Genomic DNA, 18,500 nt, shown 5'->3' on the forward strand with positions numbered 1-18,500 from the left:
GCTAGAGCACAGCCTGCAGCGTCTCAACGACGGCGTCGAGACGCACCGCCTCCTGGGAGTGCTCGGCGAGGTTCTTGACCTGCACCTCGCCGCTTTCCAGCTCGGATTCGCCGAGGACCAGGGCGAAGCGGGCGTTCGCCCGATCGGCGCCCTTCATCGCACCCTTGAGACCACGATCGCCGTATGCCATATCCGCGGAGATCCCGGCCGCCCGCAGGTCATTGACGAGCACGGCCAGGGCCTTCTTTGCAGCTGCGCCGAGGGCAACACCGTAGACGTCGACGCGCCGATCCACCCCGTCGAGGGTGACCCCCTCAGCCTGCAGAGCCAGCACGGTGCGGTCCACGCCGAGGCCGAAGCCGATACCGGAGAGGTCCTGCCCGCCAAGCTGCGCCATGAGGCCGTCATACCGGCCGCCGCCACCGATGCCCGACTGGGCGCCGAGTCCGTCGTGAACGAACTCGAAGCAGGTCTTGGTGTAGTAATCCAAACCGCGGACCATGCGCTTGTTGATGACGAAGGGCACCTGCAGATCCTCCAGCAGCCCGGTGACCGTCTCGAAGTGCTCCCGGGACTCGTCCGAGAGGTAGTCGAGCATGAGTGGCGCGTCCGCGGTCATCTCCCGAACGTCTTCTCGCTTGTCGTCGAGCACCCGCAGCGGGTTGATTTCCGCGCGGCGGCGAGTCTCTTCGTCGAGCGGCAGCGCAAAGAGGAACTTCTGCAGCTTCTCCCGGTAGGCCGGCCGGCAGGTGCTATCCCCCAAGCTGGTCAATTCCAGCCGGAAACCGGTCAATCCCACCGAGCGGTAGCACCGATCCGCCAGGGCGATGATCTCCGCGTCAAGCGCCGGGTCGTCCACGCCGATCGCCTCGACGCCCACCTGCTGCAGCTGGCGGTAGCGGCCGGCCTGCGGGCGCTCGTAGCGGAAGAACGGCCCGTAGTAGTTCAGCTTGACGGGCAGCTGGCCGCGGTCCAGATTGTGCTCGATGACCGCCCGCATAACACCGGCGGTACCCTCCGGGCGCAGGGTGACTGAGCGGTCACCACGGTCGGCGAAGGTGTACATCTCCTTGCTCACCACGTCCGTGGACTCGCCCACGCCGCGGGCGAACAAGTGAGTGTCCTCGAACACCGGAAGCTCGATGTGCTGGTAGCCGGCCCGGCGGGCCTGGCGGGCGAATTCATCGCGCACCGCGATGAACGTCGCCGACGCCGGCGGCACATAATCGGGAACGCCCTTCGGGGCGCTCACTGCCTGGAACTTCGTGGAATCGGTCATAGGGCCTTAGCTTACAAGGTGCCCCGGAGGTTTCGAGGGATGAGGAACGGGTTGGAGGCTCGCTCCACGGCCATAGACGTCGTCGGGCCGTGCCCGGGAAGCAACGCCAAAGAATCGGCCAACGGCAGCACGACATCTTGCAGGCTGGCCTGCATGGCGGCGTCGTCGGAGTGCGGTAGGTCGGTGCGCCCGATGGAGCCGCGGAAGACCACGTCGCCAACAAGCACCATTTCCGCATGCTCAAGCAACACACTGCCTGGCGAGTGGCCCGGGGCGTGGCGCACCGTGAAGGACTCACCGACGAAGTCATAGACCTCGCCGTCAACGAAGAAGCGCAGGTCCTCGATGGGGGTCATAGAGTCGGCGTCGAAGAGCTGCCGGGATTGCTCGGACACTCCCTCGCCGCGGTCGAGCATGAAGGCGTCATCGGCGTGGATGTACACCGGGCATTGCCACGCGGCGGCGAGGTCACCGGCGTCGCGCGTGTGGTCGATGTGGCCATGTGTGAGCAGGATGGCCTCCGGGGCCAGGCCCTCCTTGTTAAGCTTCGACACCAGGAAGTTACGGGTATGCATGCCAGGATCGACGACGACGGCCCGTCCCCCACCGGACACGACGTAGGTGTTGGTGCGAAACGGGCCGGCGCTGAAACCAGAAATCTCCATACCCGTGGAGACTACTCGCGGCTACTTCAGCGCTGCGAGTGCGGCGTCGTAATCCGGCTCGTTGGTGATCTCAGACACCAGCTCCGTGTAGACCACCTGGTGCTCGGCGTCGGTAACGACGACGGAGCGGGCAAGCAGGCCTGCCAGCGGGGAGTCCGCGAGCGTCACGCCGTAGTCCTCGCCGAAGCTAGCGCGGAAGGCCGACGCCGCCACCGAATTCTCGATGTTGTGCGCCTCACAGAACCGGCCCTGGGCGAAGGGCAGGTCCTTGGAGATGTTGATAACGACGGCGTCGTCGAGCTTCTCCGCCTCGGAATTGAACTTCTTCACGCTCAACGCACAGACATCGGTATCCAGCGACGGGAAAATGTTGAGGACCAGCTTCTTGCCGGCGAAGTCCGCCGGCGTGACGGCGGAGAGGTCACCGCCGACGAGCTCAAAATCGGGGATGACAGCGCCCACGGCCGGCAGCTCACCGACGGTGTTCGCGGGTTCATTGCTAAAAGTAACGGAAGCCATGGCCGCCACTATAACGACGGTCCCCCAGGCCTGCCACGTACACTTATGGCCTGATCCCCGCAGAACGTAAGGAAAGGTTGCCCAGTGAGCAGCAATAAGCAACGCGGCGAAGAGTCCCTGAAGAACCTTGAGCGGGAGCTGAAATCCCGCGAGCGCAAGCGCAAGCGTGGTCCCATCGGGGTGATTGCCGCGTCGGCCGCCGCCGTCGTCCTCATCGGCGGTGGCATTGTCTACTTCACCAACCAAGATGGTGAGGACGCAATCCAGGCCGACGGCCAGGACACGACCTCCTCCTCCGCCCCGGAGATCCCCGACGCCACCCCCCTCGCGATGAAGCGTGACGAGGCCCTGCCGCCCACCGTCACCTGCCAGTACGGCGAGACCGGCGAGCTGTCGGCAGCGGGCCTTCCGCCCACCGAGAACATCTCCACCGAGGGCACCGTCACGGTCACGCTCAACACGAACCAGGGCGCGATCCCCATGGAACTCGATCGCTCGGTGGCCCCGTGTACCGTCAACAGCTTTGAGCACCTGGCGTTCAAGGGCTACTTCGACGACACCTTGTGCCACCGCATCACCACCGAGGGCATCTTCGTCCTCCAGTGCGGCGACCCGACCGGCACCGGCTCCGGCGGCCCGGGTTTCCAATTCGCCAACGAATACCCCACCGATGAGGCGTCACCGGAGGAGCTCGCCCAGCCGGTGATCTACCCGCGTGGTTCCATCGCGATGGCCAACGCCGGCGCCGATACCAACGGTTCGCAGTTCTTCCTCAACTATGACGACTCCCCGCTGGCTCCCAACTACACCTACTTCGGCCAGATCTCCGAGGAAGGCCTGGCCACCCTCGACGGTATTGTCGCCAAGGGTGCGCAGAACCTCGGGCCGCAGGGTGGTCAGCCCGCGGAACAGGTTGTCATCGAGTCCGCCACCGTCTCCTAAGCCCGAGGCGGGCGGGACTAGGTGGCCACCCGGTAGACGTCGAAGACGCCTTCGGTGTTGCGCATCATCGTCATGAGGGCCCCGAGCTGCTTGGTGTCCGAGACCGTGATCCTAAAGCGGACGGTGATGACCCGGTCGTCGGCACTCGTGGCGTTGAGCTCCAGAATGGACAGCTTCTGCTCCGAGAGCACCCGGGTCAAATCAGCCAACAAGGTCTGGTGATCGAGGGCTTCCACCTGCAACGACGCGGTAAACCCATTGCCCTGAGAGGTCTGTGATGCCCACGCGACATCAATAAGCCGCTCGGGGGATTGCCGTAGCTTGTCCGAATTCGTGCAGTCCACTCGGTGCACGGACACTCCCCCGCCGCGGGTGACGAAGCCGAAGATCTCGTCTCCCGGCACGGGCTGGCAGCACTTCGCCATCTTAGCCATGACATCGGGACTGCCCTCCACGAGCAGAATGTCGTCGGTCGCCGCCTGTCGAGGCCGGTGGTCCACCAATTGCGATAGCGTCATCCGCGAGGCCAGGGTATCCACGGCGTCGTCCTCGTCGCCGAACATGGACACCAGCCGCTGGGCGACGTGCCGCGCGGACACGTGACCGGCGCCGATGGCTGTATACAACGCGTCGACATCCGGGTAGTGCAGCTGGGTCGCTACCTGCCGCATGGACTCGGCGGTAAATAGCCGGTGCATGGGCAACCCACCGCGCTGCACCTCGGCAGCCAACGCGTCCCGCCCTGCCTCCAGGTGTTCTTCCCGGCGTTCCTTGGCGAACCATTGCCGGATCTTTGCCCGCGCTCGCGGGGAGACGACGAACTTCTCCCAGTCCTTCGACGGCCCGGCTGCCGGGTCCTTAGAGGTAAAGATCTCGACCCGGTTTCCGGACTTCAGCACCGTCTCTAACGCGACGAGCTTGCCGTTGACCTTCGCGCCGATGCACCGGTGGCCCACCTCGGTGTGCACGGCGTAGGCGAAGTCCACCGTCGTCGCCCCCGCCGGCAAGCTGATGACATCGCCCTTAGGAGTGAAGGCGAAGATCTGCTTCGCGGCGAGGTCGAAGCGTAGCGAATCGAGGAACTCGTTCGGGTCGGCCGCTTCCTTCTGCCAGTCGAGGAGCTGGCGCATCCACGCCATGTGCTCGACTTCAGCCTGGTCGCCCTTGTGTGAGCCCTTCGTTTCCTTGTACCGCCAGTGTGCCGCCACTCCGAACTCGGCGTTGTAGTGCATCTCATGGGTGCGCACCTGCACCTCAAGCGGGCGTCCCAGGGTGGACATGACCGTGGTGTGCAGGGACTGATACACCCCGAACTTAGGCGAGGAGATGTAGTCCTTGAACCGCCCCGGCACCGTGGCGTACAGGGAGTGCACCACGCCAATGGCGGCATAGCAGTCGTTGACATTGTCGACGAGGATCCGCAAACCCACCAGGTCGAAAATCTCGTCGAACTCCCGGCCGCCGACGATCATCTTCTGGTAAATGGACCAGTAGTGCTTCGGCCGGCCCTGAACTTCGGCCTTGATGCCGTTGTCGCTCATGGCCTTGGACAGCTCGCGGCTGATCTCCTCCAGTGCCCGGTCACGGGAGGGCGCTCGGTCGGCCACCAACCGAACGATTTCGCTGTACTTCTTCGGGTACAAGATGGCGAAGGAGAGATCCTCTAACTCCCACTTGACGTTCGCCATTCCCAGCCGGTGCGCGAGCGGGGCGATGACTTCGAGGGTCTGCCGGGCCTTCTTGGCCTGCTTTTCCGGGGGCAGAAACCGCATGGTGCGCATGTTGTGCAGCCGGTCCGCGACCTTGATGACCAACACCCGAGGATCATTCGCCATGGCCACGATCATCTTGCGGATAGTCTCCGCTTCGGCCGCCGCGCCCAGGGCCACCTTGTCGAGCTTGGTGACCCCGTCGACGAGCCGGGTCACCTCATCACCGAATTCAGCCGCGAGGTCCTCCAGCGAGTACTCGGTGTCCTCGACCGTGTCGTGCAGCAGGGCGGCCACGAGCGTCGTGGTGTCCATGCCGATCTCCGCACAAATGGTGGCGACTGCGAGGGGGTGGGTGATGTACGGGTCACCCGATTTGCGCAGCACTCCCTCGTGCAGGCCCTCGGCCCGGGTGTAGGCGCGGTTGAGCAGTTCGGCGTCGGCTTTCGGGTGGAACTCTCGGTGAATGGACAGCAAGGGATCGAGGACCGGATTGGACCTCGCCCGGCCAACGCCGGTGAGCGACCGGGCTAGGCGCACCGACATGCTGCGCACGCTCGATGATGACTTTCGAGAATTCTTATCCGTTGTAGAAGCCATGTCGCCTACCTCCTGCTGCAAACCGCCTACGCCTAGTGCAAGTCGTTAATGACGACCAACGGCGCGTCGTCCAGCACCGCGCGCCCGCCGAGCCCGGCGACCTCAAGCACCACCGCGTACCCGGTTACCTCAGCGCCTTCCTGGCGCACCAGCCGAGCGGCGGCGGCCATGGTCCCACCGGTAGCCAGGACATCGTCGATGAGCACGACGCGTGTGCCCGCGATGTCCCACGCATCCGCCGGAATCTCCAGCGCTGACGTTCCATACTCGAGGTCGTATTCAACCGAGTGCACCGGCGGCGGCAGCTTCCCGCGCTTGCGGATAGCCAGAACACCGACTCCCAGCTCGTAGGCCACAGCAGATCCTAAGAGGAAACCGCGGGCGTCGAGGGCACCGATGAAGTCGGCCCCGAGCTCCCGGCAGACCTTGACCAGCGCGGTGACGATCGCGTGGAACGCCTCCGCGTCCGCCAGCACAGGGGTGAGATCCTCAAACACCACACCGGGGGCGGGAAAGTCCTTGACGAGGCGGATGTTGTCCGCGATGGCCTCGTGGGCGCTGGAGTATTTATTCTGGGGATTCACTGGTTGCCTTCTCGTCCGAAACCTGCCACCGATCCACATTCCAGCCGATGCCGGCGGGACCTGTATACACCACCACGTTACCCACCGCCTTGTCGAACACGAACGCTCGGGGCTGTGCGGAAAGCGGGAGCAGTGGCAGCTCTTGCCACAGCCGCTGTTCCTCCACGCGCAGCTGCTCAAGGTCGCGGGCATTACTCGATACCGAGCTGTGTTCCGCCTGCGGGTCGACGGCCCCCAGGTAGGCATCAATCGTCCCCTCAGTCCACGAGGGCGTGCCCTCGGCGTCGACGTATGCGCGACCCAGATCGGCCATGCTGGCCGAGTCCACGCCGGCGTCGACGACGGTGATTCCCGCGCTCTCACAGCCGGCGGCGATCGCCTCCACCATGCGGGCGTAGCGCTCGTTCGGGCCCGCGTACCCGATGCGCACCGTCGTTGCTGAAAGCAGCTCAGCTTCCTGTGGGTCCACGCTGCCGTACTCGGCGGCGATGTCCTCAAGGCGGTGGCGTACTGGATCAATGTGATAGACGGTGTGCACGGCCACCGGCGGCACCTCCACGCCGGACGCCTCGCTCGAGACGGCGGCAATAGCTGAGCGATCGATGCACGCGGCAAGGGCTCGCCGATTGTCCGGCTCCGCCAGCGGGCCGGTGTCCGAGAACCGCAAAGCCTCGGTGAGCAGCCCCACCTGGGATTCAACGTGGTAGGGATTATCCGGGTTATCCCGGTTCACCCACGCCGGCACGGCGACGGGAGTCTCCGCCACCTGCAGAGCGCCGTTGCTGGCAAGCTCGGCGGCGTCCGAGGACGACGGCCACAAGGTGATAGCCGGCTCCGCGGCGGGCGCCCCGTAGTAGGCGGGGTTGGCCACGAGGTGGACCTCTCCGGCTTCACCTACCGAGTCGATGCGCAGCGGGCCCGAGGACACCTGCAGCGTGGGGTCGAACTCGGCGAGGCGGAAGCCGTGATTCCATATATCGGCCACTCCGGCAAGCTGGGCTCGGTCGCCGGCATCGAGGGCGTTGTGCAACTGTGCCTCATCCATTCCGGCGGCGGCCGCGATGGTGTGCGCGGGCAACACGGTCCCGGGGCCGAACATCTCCCGCCAACGTTGGCCACGCCCCTCAGCAAAGGTGACGCGGAATCGCTTCGCCTCGGGCTGGCATTCGAACCCGGCCACGTCCTGAGCGATCGGCTGGTGAGAGTCGAAAAGGTCCGGCATCGCCCCGGCGGCGTACGCCAGCTGGAAATCGACGCACGTGATGGGGTTGCCGTCGGAGAACACGGCGTTGTCAGCGATGGTGTAGCTGACCTGGAGGGAATCTGTCGGCAGCTCGTCAGCGGAGACTAGATCCACGTTGGGAATGATCTTGCCGTTGGGGCCGGCGATGAATGCCCCCGGGTAAATGCGAGCGGCCACCTGCTCCGCGTTGACGCCGACGCCTTCCCGGGAGGCGGCGTTCGTCGTCACCAGCGGCGAATTCAGCACGTAGCCGACGCCGTCGGCGCGGCTGGCACCCTCCTCCGCACCCGGAGAGCAGCCGGTGGCGATGATCGTGGTCAGCAAGGCGCTGCTCACCAGCGCGCGACGTCGGTTCATGGGCGACTGCTCCTTGATGAGTAAACTACGAGCGATTCGGCCGCCACGTGGTAGCGGTCTCGCCGGACCCGGGGTGGACACCCCTCGGGGTAATCACGGTGCGCTTGGCTCGATCCGGTCGGGTCTCTTCCTCTTCATCATGCCCCGCGTCCGCGAGGCCGGAAGCCCCTTCTGCACCGTTCGCGCCAGCCTCGGCGGCCCGGTAGCGCAACACTTCGGCTGTGTGGCGCCGGTAGCGGCGCTGCCTAGTGACAATGGTCACCAGCAGCGGGGTGGCCAGGAACAGCGAGGACAACAAGCCTTCGACGACGCCGATGAGCTGAATGACGGCCAGGTCTCTCAGCGTACCGATCCCCAGCAGCCACACGGCAACCACGAACAACGCCACGATGGGCAGCGCCGAGATCACCGACGTCGACAGCGAACGCATGATGGTCTGGTTAACGGCCAGGTTGGCCTGCTCGGTATACGTTGCCCGCCGAGACTCCAACACACCGGCGGTGTTTTCTCGAACCTTGTCGAAAACCACCACCGTGTCATAGATGGAGAAGGTCAACACCGTCAGCAGGCCAATGACAACCGCCGGGGAGACCTCCAGCCCGAACAGGGCGTAGAGCCCGGCGATGACGACGCCGTCCACCACGAGGGCCAGCAACGCCGCGGCGGCCATTTCCTTCTCCAGGCGCATGGCGACGTACACGCCGGCCAGGACCAGGAACACCAACATCGACAGGACCATGCGGTTGGTGATCGTCGATCCCCACGACTCGGAGACGTTGGACACGCCGATCTCGCTCACCCCGAGCCCGGAGGCGCCGTAGGCCTCCACGATGGCAAGCCGGGCGGCCTCCGCCTGGTCCTCGGTGAGCTGGTCGGAGTTGATCTCCAGCACGCGGGAGTCACCGGCGCCAACGATCTGGGTCAACTGGGCCTCGACACCCGTCGCCTCCTCAAACGTGGTCTCGACCTGCTCAGCCACAAGGTCTCCGGCAGGCATGGACACCTTAGTGCCGCCCTCGAAGTCGATGCTGAGGTCGAAACCGCGCACCAGCATGGCGACGACGGAAATGACGAGGAGAGCGATGGTGATGCCGTACCACAGCTTGCTGTGCTGGATGATGCGGAACCCGCCGTCGCCGGTGTAGAGGCGATCGAAAAAGGATACTCGGCTGGGTGCGTGGGCGGTGCTGCTCATCGGTTAGTTCTCCTCGTTCGTCGTCTCGACGGCGCCGTCGGCGCGCTGCCGTTCGCGCTGCGCTTCCGCGTACCGGATCATGGCTCCCAGGCCGTTGACACTTCCCTTGGACCAGAACCGGCTCCGGACCGCGAGCATCGCCAGCGGGGCGGTAATCAGGAAGGTCACCAAAATGTCGAAGATAGTCATCAAGCCGAGGGTGAAGGCGAAGCCGCGCACCTCGCCGACGGCGAGGGCATACACCACCACCGCGCCGATGAGGGTGACGACGTTACCCGTGACAATGGTCTGCTTCGCGCGGTCCCATCCTCGGTGCACCGCGGAGCGGACGGTGCGTCCGGCCCGGATCTCGTCCTTGATGCGCTCGTAGTAGACGACGAAGGAGTCCGCCGTCGTACCCAGGCCGATGATGAGGCCCGCCACGCCGGCGAGGTCCAGCGAGTACCCAATCCAGCGACCCAGCAGCACAATGAGGCCGTAGGACAAGGCCGTGGCCAGTGCAAGGGTCACCAGGGAGATGAGGCCGAAGAGGCGGTAGTAGAAGAAGACGTACACGGCGATGAGTGCGAAACCCACGAGGCCGGCGATGATGCCCGCCTTGAGGGCCGCGGCACCCAACTGCGGCGGGATGGTTTGGGTGGTGCCGCCCGGTTCACCGTTTTCGCCGGCGAAGGACAGCGGCAGCGCGCCGTAGCGGAGGTTGTTAGCCAGGGCGGTCGCCTCCTCCTGGGTGAAATCGCCGGTGATGGACGTCGCCGAGCCGTAAGGGGTGGCCGACTGGATAACCGGCGCGGAGATGACCTGCGAGTCCAAGGTGATAGCGACCTGTTCCTGGAGGTTCTCCGTGGTCAGCTCAGCCCACGTGGCGGAGCCGTTGGCCTTTCCTTCGGTCTCGAAGGAGAAGCTAATCTCCATCTGACCGGTTTCCGGGTTGTAACCGCCGGTGATCGGACGATCGGCGTCGATCTGATCACCAGTCAGGCGCGGACCGTCCTCGTCGGTCACCCCGGACAACAGCGGGGCGGGTTCAAGCACATAGGGCTGGCCGTTCGCCGGATCACAGGTGACCAAGGGCTTAGCCGGATCGTCGGTGCCGGCGAGCGGGTCCGTGCGGTCCGGGGTACAGACGAGCAGCGACGAGGCCGCAGCCTGCACGGTGGGATCGCTCGACTGGCGATCCGCCAGCAGGACCTCGATCTGCTCCTCGCGGCGATCGCCTGCCTCGATGGCGTTACTGACCGGGGCGGGGGGCTGTGCGCTGACCTGCGGGGTGGCGATCTCCTCGGCCGCCGGGTCCTGTTGCTTGAGCAGCGCGTTGAGGCCAGATACCAGCTTATCGAGGCCGGCCTGCGCCTCCTCGGGCGTGAGGATGCCGTGTTCCACCCACCGGTTAGCCATCTCTTCGGTCGCCGTGGGCATGGAGAGCACGTCGGGCAACCCCGGCTGGGCCACGGGCCTGAACAGCAGCTGGGAGGTCTGGCCGACGGCCTGCGCCTGGCTGGCGTCCTCACCGGGAACGGTGATGACCAGGGTGGAGCCATCGGCGACGACCTCGGCGCCCGAGACGCCCATGCCGTTGACTCGGTTTTCGAGAATGGTGCGTGCCTGGGACAGCTGCTCCGGGGTGGGGTTGTCACCCTGCGGCACGAGCGTGATGCGGGTGCCACCCTGCAGGTCGATGCCCAGGCGGGGCGCTAGGGACTTATCGCCGGTGAGGAAGATAAGGCCGTAGACGGTCGCCAGAATGAGGATGAAAAGGCCTATGGCGCGCTTCGGCCACGCGCGTTTCGCGTGCCCGGCTCCACCTGTGCGCCGCTCTTGTGCTGCCACGTTTCCTCGATCTTTCTTCTACTAATGCTTCACATTGTTGCGCGAGGACCGACCACGGATCCTAGCGACGGTCCTCGTCAGTGGTGTCCCCAAGCACCCGGTCTTCCGCCGAGGTCGGCCTCTCCTCCGAGTAGTCAACACCTTCGGCGTTGCCCGCCACCGGTTCGGCCGCCGGCTCGACGATGTCCGCATTATCGACCGGCACCGGGTTCACTCGGGCGATGCTGGCCCGCTCGACGGTGACCACGACGTCGTCGGCGATGTCTAGGTCCACGACGGTCTCATCGAGCCCGACGATCACACCGTGCAGCCCGGAAGCGGTAATCACCGCGTCACCTACCGACAGCGCGGCCTGCATCTGCAGAACCTGGGCCTGCGCCTGACGCTGCTTCCGGGCCATGAAGAACGTCGGAAGCAAGAAGACGGCAAAAATGACGATAAGAAACAAAAGGTCCATAGCTGGCTAGTGTGCCAGAAACCAGTAACCCCGTGCGACTTGACCCCGCCACTGCTTCACAGCTACTAATCCAGGCCGATTGTCCCCGCTGGCGGCTCTAGTCCGAGGTGGCGCCACGCCTTCGCCGTCGCCACCCGGCCGCGGCCGGTCCGCGACATGAAACCGGCGCGAACCAGGTAGGGTTCGCACACTTCTTCCACCGTGCTCGGTTCCTCACCGACGCCTACCGCCAGCGTGTTGACCCCCACCGGTCCCCCGCCGTGGCTGCGCACCAGGGCACCGAGCACGGCGCGGTCGAGCCGGTCCAGGCCCGCGCTGTCCACATCGAAGACTTCGAGCGCCGCCCGGGCTGCCGTCACCGTGACCTGACCGTCGTCGTACACGTCGGCATAATCGCGCACCCGCCGCAGTAGCCGGTTGGCGATGCGGGGCGTTCCCCGGGAGCGGGAGGCGATCTCTACCGCGGCGTCGGCATCGATTCGCACGTCGAGGATCTCCGCCGCCCGGGTCACCACTTGTGTGAGATCGGCAACGTCGTAGAACTCCATCTGGGCGGTGAAGCCGAAACGGTCGCGCAAGGGGCCGGTCAGCATGCCCGCGCGGGTGGTGGCACCGACGAGGGTAAAGGGTGGGATTTCCAGCGGAATGCTCGTTGCGCCTGGGCCCTTGCCGACGATGACGTCGATGCGAAAATCTTCCATGGCCATGTACAGCATCTCTTCGGCTGGACGGGCGATGCGGTGGATTTCATCGATGAACAACACGTCGCCCTCCATGATGTTGGAGAGCATCGCCGCCAGGTCGCCTGCGCGCTCCAGCGCAGGGCCGGAGGTCATCCGGAGGCTCGTGCCGAGCTCCTGGGCGATAATCATCGCCATCGTCGTCTTACCCAGGCCAGGCGGCCCGGACAGCAGGATGTGATCCGGGGTCACCGATCGCTGCCTCGCCCCGGAAAGCACGAGGCCTAGCTGGGTGCGGACCTTGGGCTGGCCGATAAATTCCGCCAGGGACTTGGGGCGCAGCGACTTTTCGACGTCACGCTCACCGGGTTGCTGCTGGGGGCTGACCGGTGTGACGTCGGGCAGTTGAAACTCTGTGCGTTCGATGTGCGCCATGGCGCTTCTCCTTCTCCCTTAAGACTAGGCCCGGCCTAGCTGGGCGAGTGACGTCCGCAGGGCAGCCGCCGTGGTGATGTCCGGGTTCTCAGCAACGACGCCTTCCACCACCGGGCCTGCCACACGGTCAGTGAAACCGAGACCAACCAGCGCCTCCGTCACCTGCTGGGCCACCTGGGCAGCACCTGCTGGCAGCGGCGCAGTAACCTCCGCCTCGGATTCCGCCGGGGCAAACGCGGCCACCTTGTCTTTGAGCTCGACGACGAGCCGGTCCGCCATCCGCTTGCCCACCCCGGGGATGGTCTGGAGTGTTTTGGCGTCCGAGGCCGCGACGGCTCGGGCGATCTCGCCGGGGCCGAAGCACCCCAGGCACGCCAGGGCCAACTTGGGCCCCAGGCCGGACACCGTCTGCAGCAGCAGGAACATCTCTCGCTGCTCTTCGCCGGAGAACCCGTAGAGGGTGAGAGAATCTTCCTTCACCACGAGGTGCGTGATGACCGTGGCCTCCTGGCCACGCCGCAGGCCGGCTAGCGTGGCGGGGGCGGCGAGGAAGCGGTACCCCACTCCGGCGCATTCGATGACAGCGTTATCGGCGCCGATGGCGACGACGTTTCCGCGTAGGCAGGCAATCATGGCTGCTGCGTCCTTTCCTTAGCTAGGGCGGGGCGGCCGGCGTGACCCGCCACACTGGCGGTGCGGGCCAGCACTGGCGCTCGCCAGCAGTGGCACACCGCCAGCGCTAGGGCGTCGGCGGCGTCGGCCGGTTTCGGTGCTTCGCTGAGGCCCAAGATACGGGTAATCATTGCCGTCATCTGCTTTTTGTCCGCCCGGCCGTTGCCCGAGATCGCCTTCTTCACCTCTGAAGGGGTGTAGTGGTGCACCGGGATACCCAATTCAGCGGCGGCGAGAATGAGCACGCCGACGGCGTGAGCAGTATGAATGACGGTCGAGACATTTCCGCGCTCGAACAGCCTCTCGATGGCAATGACATCCGGCTGGTAGTCCGCAATCCACTCGCGAACGCCAGCGGAAATGCTTAACAGCCGCTCACTCAATTCCGCATCGGAGGGCGTGCGCAGCACGCCGACGGAAATGGGCAGCACCGCCCGGCCGCGGCCGGCCTGAACGACGGACAGCCCGCAGCGGGTCAGCCCCGGATCGATGCCCATGACCCGCAGGCCTTCGAGGCTGAGTGGGGCTACACTTCGTTGACGAACATCCACACACATGTTCTACCACAGAAATGCTGCGAGCCTCGCCAGCGGTACGCCTGCGTGTGTCAACGTACCCGGTAGGCAGCGTTAGCTACCTACCGGGGCAAAGCAGTTAGGCCTCGAGGGCGGCGAGGACCTCGTCGGAGAGGTCCATGTTGGTGTAGACGTCCTGGACGTCGTCCGAGTCCTCCAGAGCGTCGATGAGGCGCTGGACCTTCTTGGCGTCGTCGAGCTCCAGCGGCACGAGGACATCAGAGCGGAAGTCCTGACCGGAATCTTCCACCTCGATGCCTTCTCCCTCCAGCGCCGCCCGAACGGCCGGAACGTCGCTGGCGGCGGAAGTGATCTCGAAGAACTCACCCTGGTCGGTGACTTCCTCGGCGCCGGCGTCGAGGACGGCCATGAGCACGTCATCCTCGGTCAGCTCGCCCTTGGGGATGACCACATAGCCGACCCGCTTGAACATGTAGGCCACCGAGCCGGACTCGCCCAGGTTGCCATTGTTCTTGTTCATGGCGGTGCGCACCTCAGCGGCGGCGCGGTTGCGGTTGTCCGTCAGGCACTCGATGAGCATTGCCACGCCATTCGGTCCGTAACCCTCGTAGGTGACGTTTTCCCAGTTCGCACCGCCGGCTTCCTCGCCGGCGCCGCGCTTGCGGGCACGCTCGATATTGTCGTTGGGGACCGAGGCCTTCTTGGCCTTCTTAATCATGTCATCGAGGGTCGGGTTACCGGCCGGGTCGCCGCCACCGGTCCGGGCCGCCACCTCGATGTTCTTGATCATCTTGGCCCATTCCTTCGAACGCTTCGCGTCGTTGGCGGCCTTCTTGTGCTTCGTGGTCGCCCACTTTGAGTGGCCTGACATAGTCGGTTGTTCACCCTTTCGCGTCGGTGGTCGCTGACTGAATAATCTGTCGGGAACTTGTCCGAGTATACGCAGCCGGGCGTCGAAGCCCGCATATCGGTCGGGTACTAGGCTTTCTCGGACTTGGCCAGCTCGGTACGGATAAGCCGCTCTTACGCAACCTTGGCCACCAGAGCGCCGGAACGGCGTCGGAATGTTCGGGTCTGATCCCCTCTTCCCCTACCGGGTGGACACGACCTCGGACAGGTCATAGAAGTCCGGCAAGGGTGCCGTGCCGGCCAGGCGTAACAGCCGAACCAAGGGATGATGACGCACCGCGCGGGTATCGGTCACCGCCGCGTGGTAGAAACGTGCGGCAAGCTCTACGCGCACGTCGGCCTCGCCAAGCAACGGGTGCGTACCCGTGGCCGCCTCCCGCCGGGCCTGCGCCATGGCCGCCTCAGCGGCTAGCCGGGCGGCGGGAGATGCGGAGTCCAGCCGCAAGGATTCAGCTTCGCGCGCGGCCGCGGATGCCTCGGGGATCAAGGCGGCCACCACCGCGGCGCGCCGGTCCAGGGCAGCCATCAACGCCATCCGAGCCTGGTCGGTACGGATGTGGAGCCGGTGAAGCCGTTGCGCAAGGTGGAATGCCCAGGCCACGATGAATGACACTGCGGCCACCAGTGCGATGAGTGCCAGGGTGGATGCGCTCACGGGTGTCTCCTCGTGACCGTCACGGGGGTGCCGGTGGCCACCGCGTCGTACACGGCGAGAATTTGTTTCGACACCACGGCCCAGTCAAAGTCCACGGCGCGGCGTTGGCCCTGTTCGGCCAGATCTGCCCGACGCTGCGGATCCTCGACAAGCGCTGTGAGATGTGCGTGAAGGTCCGCGACGTCACCGGTGCGGAAGAGTTCACCTGCCGGAGCATCGGAATCGGCCGCGCACACATCGGCAAAGGACTCGAGATCGCTGGCCAGGACAGCACACCCGGCGGCCATCGCCTCGACGAGGACGATGCCGAAGGACTCCCCACCGAGGTTGGGGGCAACGTAAACGTCGGCGGCGCCGAGAATGCGTGCCTTGTCCTCCTCCGACACCCTGCCGGTGTAGTCGACGCCGGGCTCGCGTCGGCTCGGCGCCGGCCCTACCACGCGAAGGCGCACTGCGCCGGCGTCGAGCAGGGGCCGAGCCGCCGCCAGCAGCACCTGCAGGCCCTTGCGGGGCTCATCCGCCCGGCCGAGGAACACCACGTCCACCGGGCCGTCTGGATGGACACGCCGGGGCTTGCTCCGAGACGCAAAGAAGGCGGTATCGACGCCGTTGGGGATCACGACGGGGTCGCCGCCGAGCTGCTCGACCTGCCAGCGTCGAGCCGTCTCGGACACCGCAATACCGGCGGTGATCCGCTCCAGATAGGGTTCGAGTAGCCCGCGGCTCAACGACAATAGCGCCGACTGCGTCGCCGACGCGTGATACGTGGCCACCACCGGTCCGCACACCCCGCGCAGCGTCGCCAGGGAGTAGCTCAGGGCGTTGGGCTCGTGGATATGGACCACATCAAACTGGCCCTCGGTGACGAACCTGCGCATGCGGCGAAGAACCATCGGCCCAAACGCCAACCGCGCCACGGAGCCGTTGTAGGAAATGGCCCAAGCCCGCCCGCCACGGGTGACATAGGGCGGGACGTCCGCGTGCCTCGTGGCCGGCCCTAACACCCCGACCGTGTGCCCTTGTTCTCGCAGAACCCTCGCCAAGTCAAGGACATGGGCTTGAACTCCCCCGGGGTGGTCGAGGGAGTAGGGACAAATGAGTCCGATGCGCACGCCGGACCTACTTCGCCCTCTTCGAGCGCCGATCCCCGGGCCACAGCGGCTGAAGGAGGTGCCAATCCTCCGGGTGGGCAGCAATATTGGCCGCGAACGCGTCGGCTACACGCTGCGTCGTCGCCTCGACGGTGGTGACCTCGATAGGTTCCGAGGCGCTCAGGCCCCACCCGTCGCCCTCGAACCAGGAATGGACGACGTGTAGCGCCGCCCCCGTGTCGACGGCCAACTTCGCCGGCCCGGCCGGCATCGTCGTCGTTTCACCGAAGAAGGAGACGTCTACGCCACGGCCGCTGAGATCCCGCTCCCCCAGCAAGCACACCACGCCGCCGGCTTCCAGCACCTCGCGCAAGCGGGTGTAGGGCGGCACCGCTGAGCCGGTGAGAGCGATGACCTCAAAGCCCAGCGACGTCCGAAAGTCCACGAAGGCCTTAAACAACACCTCGGGCTTTACCCGCTCCGCCACCGTCGCAAAGCGGCCGTAGTTCGCCACCAACCACATTCCGGCCATGTCCCAATTCCCCGAATGCGGCAACGTCAGGATCACACCTCGTCCGGCGGCAAGGGAGCGCTCGAACGCAGCCCGGCCGCTCACTCCCGCATCGAGCCGTGCGTGCAAGCGTGGATCGTCGACAATCGACGCAAGTCGGAAGGCTTCTCGCCAGTAGCGGGCGTAGGAGCGCACGGCGTCGCGCACCAGGGCCCGGGTGACATTCTCCGGGCCGACCACGCGGGACAGGTTACGCCTTAGTTGCTCCATGCCCCGGCCGTGGTCACTGACTACGTCGGCCAGACGGTCGCTCAGCCACCGCACCGCAGGCTCCGGGGCAGCGCCGACGAGCCGCCAGGCCAGCAAGTACCCGGCGGCGGTGAACTCGCGGCGCAGCACCAACGGCCACACCGACGTTGACAACGCGGGCATCAGCTACGCTCCCTCGGGCGCGGCGATCGAGCTCGTGGCCAGCGGCGACGACGCCGCGATGCGGAACCGCTGCCACACCGTGAAGGCACTACCGATCAACAGAAGCCAGATCGTGACGTCGATGGCATACGCGACGCCCAATCCCTGCAGTCCGAGGCCGCCCAGTGCGATGATGAGCCTCTCCGGGCGTTCGATAAGACCACCGACCATGGCCATCCCGGAGGCTTCGCCGCGGGCCTTGATGTAGCTAATCACCTGGGACAAGACGAGCACGCCCAACGAGGCGGCGACCAGGGGGCGCGGTGCGGCGTAGCTATAGATAAGCCACCAGGTGATGGCGGCGAACAGCGCGCCGTCGGTGATCCGGTCACAGGAGGCATCGAGGGTGGCGCCGAAACGAGTCCCGCCGCCACGCAACCGAGCCATGGTTCCGTCGACCATGTCGAAGGCAGAGAACAGCCCCGTGAGCACCGCGGCCCACACCAGATATCCGGCGGGGATCAGGGTCACCGCGATGATGATGGCGGCGGCCGCGCTGACCACAGTCATGGTGTTGGGCTCAACGCGACACCGCAGCAGCACGCGGGCGATGGGTTCCACGAACACCTTGGCGGGCTTTCGCCCGTGAACGCTGAGCATGCCTAGACCTCCCCTGCCCCAGCCTGGGCCTCCTGGGCCCCCTGGACCCAGGCCTCGGCGAGCAACGCGCGGGTATCGGCCAGCAACGCCGGAAGTACCTTCGTGGAGTCCAACACCGTCATGAAGTTGGAGTCCCCGGGCCAGCGCGGGACGACGTGGAGGTGGAGGTGATCGCTCACCGAACCACCCGCCGCCCGGCCCAAGTTGAAGCCCACATTGATACCCTCCGGGCGGGACACGCGCTTGAGCGTGCGCACCGCCTCTTGGGCAAACTCCATGAGCTCTCCCGATTCTTCGCTGGTGAGATCCTCAAGGTTGGCCACCTTGCGGTAAGGCACCACCATGAGGTGACCTGCGTTATAGGGATAGAGGTTGAGCAGCGCGTACACGAATTCGCCCCGGGCGATAATGAGGCCCTCCTCGTCAGTTCCCTTGGGAATGTCAACGAAAGGGTCACCGCCTCGCCCGGCTCTTTTGGTGATGTAGGCCGAGCGATACGGCGCCCACAGCCGGAGCAACCGGTCCGGGGTGCCGGCGCCAAAGTCCACGTACTCCGGCAC

At 65.7% G+C, this 18,500-nt stretch carries 19 protein-coding genes; 1 reads left to right on the forward strand and 18 read right to left on the reverse strand.

The genetic code is table 11. The annotated features are described in order from the left end of the window. Position 1 precedes the first annotated feature (1 nt). Genes hisS through tpx form a run of 3 tightly spaced genes read right to left on the reverse strand, consistent with a single transcriptional unit; the run spans position 2 to position 2,463 of the window. Positions 2 to 1,279, reverse strand: coding sequence for a histidine--tRNA ligase (gene hisS, locus CUTER_RS06045; protein WP_047259678.1), 1,278 nt, complete (start codon positions 1,277 to 1,279; stop codon positions 2 to 4). 11 nt (positions 1,280 to 1,290) lie between these two features. Beyond that, entirely contained in the window at positions 1,291 to 1,944 is a 654-nt protein-coding gene (locus tag CUTER_RS06050) for an MBL fold metallo-hydrolase (protein ID WP_047259679.1), read from the reverse strand. Between the two features lie 21 nt (positions 1,945 to 1,965). Further along, positions 1,966 to 2,463, reverse strand: coding sequence for a thiol peroxidase (gene tpx, locus CUTER_RS06055; RefSeq protein ID WP_047259680.1), 498 nt, complete (start codon positions 2,461 to 2,463; stop codon positions 1,966 to 1,968). A gap of 84 nt (positions 2,464 to 2,547) precedes the next feature. Between tpx and CUTER_RS06060 the strand changes: the two genes are divergently transcribed. Continuing rightward, entirely contained in the window at positions 2,548 to 3,405 is an 858-nt protein-coding gene (locus CUTER_RS06060) for a peptidylprolyl isomerase (RefSeq protein ID WP_047259681.1), read from the forward strand. Between the two features lie 17 nt (positions 3,406 to 3,422). Here CUTER_RS06060 and CUTER_RS06065 read toward each other — a convergent pair whose 3' ends face one another. From CUTER_RS06065 to CUTER_RS06135, 15 genes are all read right to left on the reverse strand, one after another. After that, positions 3,423 to 5,714 (reverse strand): RelA/SpoT family protein, encoded by a 2,292-nt coding sequence (locus CUTER_RS06065; protein ID WP_047259682.1) that lies wholly within the window; start codon positions 5,712 to 5,714, stop codon positions 3,423 to 3,425. Between the two features lie 32 nt (positions 5,715 to 5,746). Then, a complete protein-coding gene (locus CUTER_RS06070) occupies positions 5,747 to 6,337 on the reverse strand; it encodes an adenine phosphoribosyltransferase (protein ID WP_047259683.1) in 591 nt (196 codons plus the stop codon). Next, a complete protein-coding gene (locus tag CUTER_RS06075) occupies positions 6,282 to 7,898 on the reverse strand; it encodes an ABC transporter substrate-binding protein (RefSeq protein ID WP_047259684.1) in 1,617 nt (538 codons plus the stop codon). The genes CUTER_RS06070 and CUTER_RS06075 overlap by 56 nt, the downstream gene beginning before the upstream one ends. Before the next feature lie 25 nt (positions 7,899 to 7,923). Further along, the gene (secF, locus tag CUTER_RS06080; RefSeq protein ID WP_047259685.1) at positions 7,924 to 9,093 is read right to left on the reverse strand and encodes a protein translocase subunit SecF; all 1,170 of its coding nucleotides are present in this window, start codon (positions 9,091 to 9,093) and stop codon (positions 7,924 to 7,926) included. Positions 9,094 to 9,096: 3 nt separating this feature from the next. Continuing rightward, positions 9,097 to 10,923: a protein translocase subunit SecD gene (gene secD, locus CUTER_RS06085; protein WP_047259686.1), complete on the reverse strand. Its 1,827-nt coding sequence runs from the start codon at positions 10,921 to 10,923 to the stop codon at positions 9,097 to 9,099. 61 nt (positions 10,924 to 10,984) lie between these two features. After that, a complete protein-coding gene (gene yajC, locus CUTER_RS06090) occupies positions 10,985 to 11,380 on the reverse strand; it encodes a preprotein translocase subunit YajC (protein WP_047259687.1) in 396 nt (131 codons plus the stop codon). A 65-nt stretch (positions 11,381 to 11,445) separates the two neighbouring features. Then, positions 11,446 to 12,495 (reverse strand): Holliday junction branch migration DNA helicase RuvB, encoded by a 1,050-nt coding sequence (gene ruvB / locus CUTER_RS06095; protein ID WP_047259688.1) that lies wholly within the window; start codon positions 12,493 to 12,495, stop codon positions 11,446 to 11,448. Between the two features lie 24 nt (positions 12,496 to 12,519). Continuing rightward, positions 12,520 to 13,128, reverse strand: a complete 609-nt coding sequence (gene ruvA, locus CUTER_RS06100; RefSeq protein WP_047259689.1) for a Holliday junction branch migration protein RuvA — start codon at positions 13,126 to 13,128, stop codon at positions 12,520 to 12,522. Continuing rightward, positions 13,125 to 13,664 (reverse strand): crossover junction endodeoxyribonuclease RuvC, encoded by a 540-nt coding sequence (gene ruvC, locus CUTER_RS06105; RefSeq protein WP_047259690.1) that lies wholly within the window; start codon positions 13,662 to 13,664, stop codon positions 13,125 to 13,127. Before ruvC ends, ruvA begins: the two co-directional genes overlap by 4 nt. A 157-nt stretch (positions 13,665 to 13,821) precedes the next feature. Continuing rightward, positions 13,822 to 14,574 (reverse strand): YebC/PmpR family DNA-binding transcriptional regulator, encoded by a 753-nt coding sequence (locus CUTER_RS06110; RefSeq protein WP_047259691.1) that lies wholly within the window; start codon positions 14,572 to 14,574, stop codon positions 13,822 to 13,824. Between the two features lie 219 nt (positions 14,575 to 14,793). After that, positions 14,794 to 15,267 carry a hypothetical protein gene (locus CUTER_RS06115; RefSeq protein WP_047259692.1) on the reverse strand — a complete coding sequence of 158 codons (474 nt, stop codon included), beginning with the start codon at positions 15,265 to 15,267 and terminating at the stop codon, positions 14,794 to 14,796. Further along, positions 15,264 to 16,379, reverse strand: coding sequence for a glycosyltransferase family 4 protein (locus tag CUTER_RS06120; protein ID WP_047259693.1), 1,116 nt, complete (start codon positions 16,377 to 16,379; stop codon positions 15,264 to 15,266). Before CUTER_RS06120 ends, CUTER_RS06115 begins: the two co-directional genes overlap by 4 nt. Before the next feature lie 7 nt (positions 16,380 to 16,386). After that, on the reverse strand, positions 16,387 to 17,301 hold the full coding sequence (locus CUTER_RS06125; RefSeq protein ID WP_047259694.1) for a phosphatidylinositol mannoside acyltransferase: 915 nt from the start codon (positions 17,299 to 17,301) through the stop codon (positions 16,387 to 16,389). Between the two features lie 3 nt (positions 17,302 to 17,304). Then, positions 17,305 to 17,940, reverse strand: a complete 636-nt coding sequence (gene pgsA / locus CUTER_RS06130; protein ID WP_047259695.1) for a phosphatidylinositol phosphate synthase — start codon at positions 17,938 to 17,940, stop codon at positions 17,305 to 17,307. Between the two features lie 2 nt (positions 17,941 to 17,942). Beyond that, positions 17,943 to 18,500 (reverse strand): HIT family protein, encoded by a 558-nt coding sequence (locus CUTER_RS06135; protein ID WP_330217678.1) that lies wholly within the window; start codon positions 18,498 to 18,500, stop codon positions 17,943 to 17,945.

Origin of the sequence: Corynebacterium uterequi (assembly GCF_001021065.1) — a bacterium.
Lineage (GTDB): Bacteria > Actinomycetota > Actinomycetes > Mycobacteriales > Mycobacteriaceae > Corynebacterium > Corynebacterium uterequi.